Source organism: Kitasatospora sp. NPDC127121, assembly GCF_042677305.1.
Taxonomy (GTDB): Bacteria; Actinomycetota; Actinomycetes; order Streptomycetales; family Streptomycetaceae; genus Kitasatospora.
On the sequence record NZ_JBHXTQ010000001.1, the window covers coordinates 250,659 to 258,960 of the forward strand.

General features: G+C 71.9%; 6 protein-coding genes and 1 pseudogene. 2 read left to right on the plus strand and 5 right to left on the minus strand.

Translation table 11 applies throughout. The features are described 5' to 3' along the window. Positions 1–23: 23 nt before the first annotated feature. Both ACFVHI_RS00990 and ACFVHI_RS00995 read right to left on the minus strand, forming a co-directional pair. A pseudogene (locus ACFVHI_RS00990) lies at positions 24–545 on the minus strand (ATP-binding cassette domain-containing protein); the annotation flags it as partial. A 349-nt stretch (positions 546–894) separates the two neighbouring features. Next, positions 895–1,230, minus strand: coding sequence for a DUF5132 domain-containing protein (locus tag ACFVHI_RS00995; RefSeq protein WP_063351960.1), 336 nt, complete (start codon positions 1,228–1,230; stop codon positions 895–897). Between the two features lie 527 nt (positions 1,231–1,757). Between ACFVHI_RS00995 and ACFVHI_RS01000 the strand changes: the two genes are divergently transcribed. Then, positions 1,758–3,098, plus strand: coding sequence for a glutamine synthetase (locus ACFVHI_RS01000; protein WP_380334406.1), 1,341 nt, complete (start codon positions 1,758–1,760; stop codon positions 3,096–3,098). A 143-nt stretch (positions 3,099–3,241) separates the two neighbouring features. Here ACFVHI_RS01000 and ACFVHI_RS01005 read toward each other — a convergent pair whose 3' ends face one another. Together ACFVHI_RS01005 and ACFVHI_RS01010 are read right to left on the minus strand one after the other, a co-directional pair. After that, a complete protein-coding gene (locus ACFVHI_RS01005; protein WP_380334409.1) occupies positions 3,242–3,802 on the minus strand; it encodes a GNAT family N-acetyltransferase in 561 nt (186 codons plus the stop codon). Beyond that, a complete protein-coding gene (locus tag ACFVHI_RS01010) occupies positions 3,799–5,115 on the minus strand; it encodes a type III PLP-dependent enzyme (RefSeq protein WP_380334412.1) in 1,317 nt (438 codons plus the stop codon). The genes ACFVHI_RS01005 and ACFVHI_RS01010 overlap by 4 nt, the downstream gene beginning before the upstream one ends. A gap of 419 nt (positions 5,116–5,534) precedes the next feature. Here ACFVHI_RS01010 and ACFVHI_RS01015 point away from each other — a divergent pair, with 419 nt between their 5' ends. Then, positions 5,535–6,818 (plus strand): amidohydrolase family protein, encoded by a 1,284-nt coding sequence (locus tag ACFVHI_RS01015; RefSeq protein WP_380334414.1) that lies wholly within the window; start codon positions 5,535–5,537, stop codon positions 6,816–6,818. Between the two features lie 261 nt (positions 6,819–7,079). Here ACFVHI_RS01015 and ACFVHI_RS01020 read toward each other — a convergent pair whose 3' ends face one another. After that, positions 7,080–8,012, minus strand: a complete 933-nt coding sequence (locus ACFVHI_RS01020) for a CAP domain-containing protein (RefSeq protein WP_380334417.1) — start codon at positions 8,010–8,012, stop codon at positions 7,080–7,082. Positions 8,013–8,302: the final 290 nt, after the last annotated feature.

Genomic DNA, 8,302 nt, shown 5'->3' on the forward strand with positions numbered 1-8,302 from the left:
GCGGGCGGTGCGGCTTTCTGCGGTCAGGCGGCGCGTTCGCCGGCCTGGAGCTGCCAGAGGGATGCGTAGAGTCCGTGCCGGGCGAGGAGTTCGTCGTGGGTGCCCTGCTCGGCCACGACGCCGCCCCTGTCCATGACGTAGATCCGGTCGGCGTGGCGGACGGTGGAGAGCCGGTGGGCGATGACGACCATCGTCCGGTCGACCGCGAAGCCGCGCAGCGTGCGCTGGATGGCGGCCTCGGTCTCGTTGTCCACCGTGGAGGTCGCCTCGTCGAGGATCACGACCGGCGCGTCCTTGAGGATCGCCCGCGCCAGGGCGATCCGCTGCCGCCGGCCGCCCGACAGCGCGGCGCCGCGTTCACCGATCACCGTGTCGTAGCCGTCCGGCAGCGCCGCGATGAAGGTGTGCGCCTCGGACATCGAGGCGGCCTTGACGACGGCCTCGTCCGAGGCCGCGAAGCTGCCGTAGCGGATGTTGTCAACGATGCTGCCGTCGAAGAGGAACGGGTCCTACGCGACGAACCCGATCGCGTCGCGCAGGTCCCGGGGACGCGCCGCAGGACCGCGGCGAGGACTTCGGCCGTCCGGGGCCGTCCGAGAACCAGCCTGACGTCCCAGCGCTGGCGGCCCGGAATGACCGAGCGCAGGCTCGCGTCCGGATCCATGGAGCGGAATCCGGCTGCGGAACCCAGCAGAGATGGCATGTGTACGATCACCTGTTTGCGGAGGTCATGAGCGATCCGGCATCGGGCACGACGGATCAATGTGGCGGAGCGGGAATTCTGAAGGGGCGGCCGATGGGGCCGGAAGGCCCGCGGCCGACCACCGCGCGGACACAGCTCGCGAGCTCGATCACGGTGTGCGTCCAGGCGGCGGGTCAGGTCGCGCCGGTGCGTCAGTGTGCCCTTCCGGCGCCGACGGTCGTACGGATCTTCGAGGCCCTCGCCTCGGCTTCGGCCCGGGCGGCGGCCTCGCCCCTCTCGGCGTTCGGGGTCGCGTTCCCGGCCGCACGATGGCCGTCACCGGACGTGACCTGAGCCGCCGACACGTCGGCGGCGACCTCGGCCGCGAGGTCGTGGATGTTCTCCCCGGCCTCGTGGGCCGCCTTCTTCACCTCCATGACGAGCCCGACGGACGTCTTGACGACGCCTCGCACCAGCGGCTTGAGCAGACGCTTGACCAGTGGCGAGACGACGAGACCGATCAGGAACGGCGGAACTACGGGCGGCATGGTGTTCCAACCTCTCTACGTATGACAGGGGACCCCGGGCACGGCGAACTGCCGGAGCACGCACAGCAGGACCGGCGGTAGAACTCCTTTTCGGGATTGTCGGCTCACGTCGCGGATTTCCCGCCGAACCGATTTCCTCACCGATGAGGCCAACCGCCCGATCCTCCGCCACCGTAGTCGAATAGCTCCCGTCAAAACCAAACATCCTCAACGGGATTCACCCGGCCGAGTGCAATCCGAACTACCAACCGCTACGAACTCAGTAAAGGTTTGCCGCCCAATTAGACCGATCATCACATTTCTAGATCAATGGCGATCGCCGATTTCTCGTGCCACCCTCCCGCGCTCGGCCGGCCCCAGCCCATCGAGTCGGCGCCCCCCGGCACAACGCCGGGCCGGCCCCGGCAATCGTCCGAAGACGCACCGGGCGGTTCCTGTGTCACTCCGCAGCTCCGGCCGATCACGGACGAGTGAACTCCCGGCCGGCGGCTGGCCCGCCGACTGCCGCGAACGCCAGCATGAGCGGCATGACCACCACGCACCCCCCAGCCGAGCGGGCCGCCCAGGCCCGGGAAGCCGAAGCCCAACTCGCCGCCGCAGGAATCGACGGGGTGGTGTTCGGCTGGGTCGACAACGCCGGCCTCACCCGGGTGAAGTCCGTTCCGCTCGCCCAGCTCGAACACGCCGCCGAGTACGGTGTCGGCGCCGTACCCTGCTTCGACGTCTCCCTGGTGGACGACTCCTTCGCCACCATGCCTTCGGGCACCGGCCCGGTGGGCGACCTGCGGCTCGTCCCCGACCTCGACCGGCTCACCCCGCTCGCCGCCCAGCCCGGCTGGGCCTGGGCCCCAGCCGACCGCTACACCCAGGACGGCACCCCGCACCCCGGCTGCCAGCGCCACTTCGCCCGCCGGCTCACCGAGGCCGTCGAGCGGCGCGGGCTCTCGGTGCGGGCCGGGATCGAGATCGAGTGGGTGGTGGCCGACTCCGCCGGAGCCCCCGCGACGACCGGGCCCGCGTACGGGATGACCCGCTTCATCGAGCACTCCGACTACCTGCGGGAGGTACTGCGCGCCCTCACCGCCCAAGGACTGGCCGTGCTCCAGGTCCACCCCGAGTACGCCGCCGGACAGTTCGAGGTCTCCGTCGCCGCCGAGGGGCCTGTCGAGGCGGCCGACACCACAATGCTGGTGCGCCACACCGTCCGGGCCGTCTCCGCCCGGCACGGCCTGCGGGTCTCGTTCGCGCCCGTCTTCACCGAGGGCTCGATCGGCAACGGCGGCCACCTGCACCTCAGCCTCTGGCGAGAGGGCCTGAACCTCGGGCACGGCGGCCCCGGCCGGCACGGGCTGCACCCGGAGGCCGAACAGTTCCTCTCGGGCGTCCTGGCCGAGCTGCCCGCCCTGCTCGCCCTCGGCGCACCCGGCGTCGCCTCCTACCTGAGGCTGGTCCCCTCCCACTTCGCCGGGGCCTACCGCTGCTGGGGCCTGGAGAACCGTGAGGCGGCACTGCGGCTGATCGCCGGCTCCACGGCCCGGCAGGCCAACGCCGAGCTCAAGTGCTTCGACGCCGCCGCCAACCCGTACCTGGCGATCGGCGGCGTGCTGGCCGCCGGACTCGCCGGCCTGGACGCCGGTCTGCCCCTCCCGCCCGAGACCACGAGCGACCCCGCCGCCCTCGGCGACGCCGAGCGCCTCCCGGCGAGCCTGCCGGAGGCGATCGACGCGTACGAGAAGTCCGACGTGCTGCGGCAGGCGCTCGGCCCCGAACTGTACGAGACCGTGCTGGCCGTCCGTCGGGCGGAGGCGGAGCTGTTCGCGATGCACACGGATGCGGACGTCATCGAGGCCGTCCGCTGGCGCTACTGACGAGCACCGGTTCTGCTCCACCGGCTCCCCGGCGACGGGTCGATCGCAGACCCCCTGGTCGCCGGGGAGTGAGGAGCCAGGAGCGGCCCGCCGATGGCCGGTCGGAAGCGGCGGAACCCTGCCGGGTACGGGAGATGGCTCTATCAACCCACTTCGGCTCTGGGTGAGGACTCGGGAGTCGGATCGGTGACCTCGGGTTCCAGCGGCTTCGCCATGTAGACCGCATCGGCACCGTAGCTCGCGGGCAGCCCGATCTCGGGCCGGGCGCGGTACCCGAGGCGAGCCCACACGGCCTGTGCGCCGAGGACGGCGACCAGCGAGACCGTCCGGTGGCCGACCGCCAGCGCGGTGTCGTCCAGGTGGCGCATCATCCGTGGGGCGAGACCCCGGCCGCGCAGCTGCTCGGCGATCACCAGGTCGTGCGCGTGCATGTTGGCGGGCCGCCCGCCAGTGCCGTCCCCGTCCGCGTCCTCGCTGCGGCTGAGGTCCGGGCAGCGGAACAGCGGGTACGGCAGGGCGAGCAGGTAGCCGCCGAGGCCGCCCGGGTGCTCCAGCGCGAAGCAGGTGTCGGGTGAGGCGCGATGCCGGGACTGCAGGGCCTCGCGGCCTTCGGACAGGCCACTGGCGGCGTAGGCGCGTTCCTCCAGCGCGACCACGGCGTCCCAGTCCTCTTCCCGGAGCAGCCGGATCCGGTACTCGCTCATGCGTTTCCTCCGTTGCGGCGCCCGCCGATGCAGGTGTACGGCAGCGGCGCGAAGCCGTTGAACCCCTGGGTGGCGTAGGCGGCGGCGTACGCGCCGCAGGAGTGGACCCACACCGGGTCTCCCGAGGCGATCGCGCGCGGGACCTGGACCAGGCCGTCCTCCTGGGCGTACGCGTCGTCGCTGTCACAGGTCGGACCGGCCACCACGGCGTCGACGAACTGGCCGCCCGGGTGGGTGGGGAACTCCAGCCGGTACTGCAACTGGTCCATCTCGTACAGGCCGTTGAACTTGCCGCAGCTGAGGTACAGCCAGTCCTCCGGGGTGCCGTCGAGGCGGCGGCGGGAGGTGAGCCGGGCGACGTGCGCGCGGATCGCACCGTGGTCGGCGACCAGGTGGCGGCCCGGCTCCAGCAGGAAGTCCAACGGGGCGGCGTTGACGGCGCGCAACCGTTCCATGCCCTCCCGGATCACCACGAAGATCTTGTCCAGCGGCGGTTCCAGCGGCCGGCCGCGCCGGTCGAGGACGCCGAGTGCGGGCAGCCCGCCACCGAGGTTGATGCGGCTCGGCACGATGCCGCGCCGGCAGAGCGCCTCCAGGACGGCGGTCAGCGAGTCGATCGCCGCGGCCCAGGCCCCGGCGGTCATCTGCTGGGAGCCGACATGCACCGACAGGCCGGAAGGCACCAGCCCTGCGGGCCGGGCGGCATCGAGCACCCGCACGGCGTCCTCGAGCGAGCAGCCGAACTTGCGGCTGAGGCCCCACAGCGCGCCCTCGCCGGTGGTCGCGATCCGGCAGAACACCCGCGATCCGGGGGCGTGTTCCGCGATCGCGGCGACGTCCTCCGGGCTGTCGGTGGCGAAGTCCCGCACGCCCAGCCGGTACGCCTCGGCGATGTTGCGGTCCGACTTGACGGTGTTCCCGTAGTGGATCAGCTCGGGTGCGACGCCGGTGCGCAGCGCCTGGGCGATCTCCTGCGGGCTGGCCGCGTCGAAGCCGGAGCCGAGCGCGGCGAGATGGTCCAGCACCTCGTCCACCGGGCAGGCCTTCATCGCGAACCGGACGGCCACGCCGGGAAGTTCGGCGCACAGTGCGGCGTACTGACGGCCGATGCCGTCCAGGTCGTAGACGATGGTGTCCTCGGTGGCATCGGCGAGCGCGGCGCGCAGGGCGGTGCCGTCGCGCTGTCCGGGAAGGCGCGTGGTGGATGCGTGCACGGTGGCCGGCGCGGTCGGGGCGCGGTGGCCGGTTCTGCCGTGGTCGGCCGTCCGACGCGGTTCGGCGGTCTGGCGCATGTCGATGCTCTGAGGCCTCACGTGTGAACTTCCGGTCCGACTAGACGATTGATGCCACGGGATTGCTGGCACGCGTGAAATGAAGCAAGGGAGTCCGAAGGTCGGCTGTGACGCCTGACCCGAACTCCCTCTCCCACCGCACTCTACGTACTTCCAGGGCCTGCCCCACCACCCGTTGCGCACCCCGCACGGCCTGACCGACGCGAAGGCCGACGAGCGCGGACCGCTGCTCGGCATCTCCGTGCCGATCCCCATCCCTCCGCGCCCCGCCCCGGGCCACCGCTCGCCATACAGAACCACCCGAACGACGTCGGCGTCGGCCTCCACGGCCTTGACGACCAGGTCCCACCGGACGCTGTCGATGAACTGGTGAGAGCGACGCCTCGGCGGATCGGCCCGTCCCGCTGGTCCCGGTCCCGTGACCAGCCGAAGATGACGGCATGGGTGTCGACGACCCGGGTACCGGGCTGCTGGTGACGAACGTGCGCGTCTTCGACGGGATCGGAGGGGAAGCGGTGCCGGGGCACGTCCGGGTCCAACGGGACAGGATCGCAGAGGTGGTGCTGGGCCGCACCCTCCCGCCCGGCCTCCCCGGAGGCGCGACGGTGATCGACGGCGGAGGCCGCACCCTCCTCCCCGGCCTCACCGACGCGCACGTCCACCTGTTCGCGATCGGCGGCACCATGGCGGAGCTCCAGCTCGCACCGACCGGCACCCTCCACTACCAGGCCCTGGCCGCGGCCCGCGACATGCTGATGCGCGGCTTCACCACCGTGCGGGACATGGCCGGAGACACCGAGCCGCTCCGGCGGGTGCTGGACCGCGGGCTGTTCCCGGGCCCGCGGATCTACCCGAGCCAGGCGGCCGTCTCCCAAACCGCCGGCCACGGCGACTTCGGGACGGTCCACGACGCCCCGACCGCCCTGGGCGGGCCACCGGCCCGGACCGAACAGATCGGGTTCACCCGGGTGGCCGACGGGCCGGAACGGGTGCTCGCCGCGGTGCGCGAGCAGCTGAAGAAGGGAGCCACCCAGATCAAGCTGATGGCCGGCGGCGGCGTCATCTCGGAGTTCGACCCGCTGGACGTCCTGCAGTTCACCACGGCCGAGTTGGAGGCCGCCGTCGCCGCGGCCTCCGACTGGGGCACCTACGTGACCGTGCACGTCTACACCTCCGAAGGCGTCCGCCGCGCGGTGCGGGCCGGGGTGCGCTGCATCGAGCACGGGCACCTCGTCGACGAGGACACCATCCGCCACCTCGCGGAACAGGGCGTGTGGCTGAGCACCCAGCCGTTCGCGGTCGACGACCACCACTACGCCTCTCCGGACAGCGACCGCAAGAACCGCGAGGTCTGTGAAGGCGTCGCCCGCACCATCGGCTGGGCGGTGAAGCACGGTGTTCGGCTGGCCTTCGGCACCGACCTGGTGCTCGACCCCGGGAAGGCCCACCGGCAGAACGAGATGCTCGTCCGGCTCGGCAGCTACCTCAGCCCGGTCGAGGCCCTGCGGACGGCCACCTCCGGCAACGCCGAACTCTTCCGCCTGTCCGGCCGCCGAGACCCCTACCGCGCCGCGCCGCTCGGCGTCATCGCGCCGGGAGCATGGGCCGACCTCCTGGTCGTCGACGGCGACCCGACCACCGACCTCTCCGTCCTCGCAGACCCCGAACGCAACCTGAAGCTGATCGTCAAGAACGGCGTCGTCCACAAGAACGAACTCGACTGACCCGCACCGGCCTCCGCCGGCCCGCAGCTCGGGCGGTCCATCACCGCCCTGTGGGTCGGTCAGGCATGCCGGAGACAGCGGGTTCCCCCACTGGAATCCCGCACCGCTCCCGGACAGCACGTGGGTGTTCCCCGGGAGCACCTCGGTGCGCTGGCCGGCCTCCCGGAAGTGCCATCCCTGGCGGAGGTTCTGGCCGGGGCCGCTCCGCCGGGGTGGGCGGTCGCGGGTGGAGCGGCCCCGACGGAGCGGTCGCGGCGGGGGTCAGCGGGTGCTGAAGTCCGCGTTCCAGGAGGCGTTGCCGGTGCGGGCCAGGCCGACCTCGTTGTAGTCGCCGAGCATGATCCCCAGGTGGCCGGGCGACTTGATCCAGCCGTCGACGGCGGCGTCGATGTCGGTGGGGCCGTAGAAGGCGATCTCGCCGAATCCCCTCCCGGTGTAGCCGAGGCCCCGCGCGATGCTGCCCGAGTCGCAGAAGTGGCCGGAGACGCGGCGCTGGTCCATCTGGTCGGCGTTGCACTTGGCGGCCTGGGAGAGCGTCTGGTTGAGGCGCACCGCCGGCCTGCCGTTCTGGGCGCGCACGGTGTTGAGCCGGTCCAGGAAGCGCTGCTCGACGGAGGTGCCCGGGCCCGGGCCCGGGCCGGTGCCCGACCCGATCAGGTCGAACCGCTGGGCCATGCTGCCGTCGCAGTTCTCGACGGTGACCTCCCGGTCGAGGCCGTGGTAGGTCAGACAGCGGTTGTCGCGGGCGTTGTGGAGGTAGGTGCCGCCGCCGGCGGCGGGCTCCAGGGTCCACTGCTGGTTGTCGCCCGCCCACCAGTGGATGAACTGGGTGGACCGGCCGTCGTTGGTGTCCATCTCCAGCACGCGTTCGGTGCCGTTGACGTTGCGGGCGAAGTCGACCCGGTCGCCGGGCTTGTTGGAGATCCAGAACGAGGTGGAGGCGTTCTGGTAGTTGCGGGCGACGATCCGGGAGCCCTCGCCGTCGGAGCTGGCCAGCGAGTTGTGGTTCTGGTGGTCCTGGATCGTGATCATCTGCTCGACCACGGCGGCGTTCGCCGGCGCGGCGAGCAGCGTGACGCTGCTCGCGGATATCGCGGAGACGGCGAGCGCCAGGCCTGCCAGCCGGGTGCGGCGGCGGGTGCCGGTGCTCGGACGGAGGCGGAGGGTGGGAGTGGGGGTGGACGGGTGGGACACGGGAATCTCCTGTTGTCAATGGACCGCGTGCGGATGAGACTGCGGAACGCGGTCAGGACACCAGGACTGGATTGACAATTGATCAGCAGCGCGTTGACGAACTGGATGTGCGCTGCCCATGGAGGCTGCGCGGATCTCAGGCCCACACGTGTGTCAGCCGGATCGTGCTGCCGTGGGGGGGCGCGGCGGGGGGGCGGGGGGGCGCGGCCGGGGGGGGTGGGGAGGCGGATGTGGGCGCCCCCGGGGGGGGGGGTGTTGTTGTAGCCCGTGCAAGACGGGGGGGGGGGGTT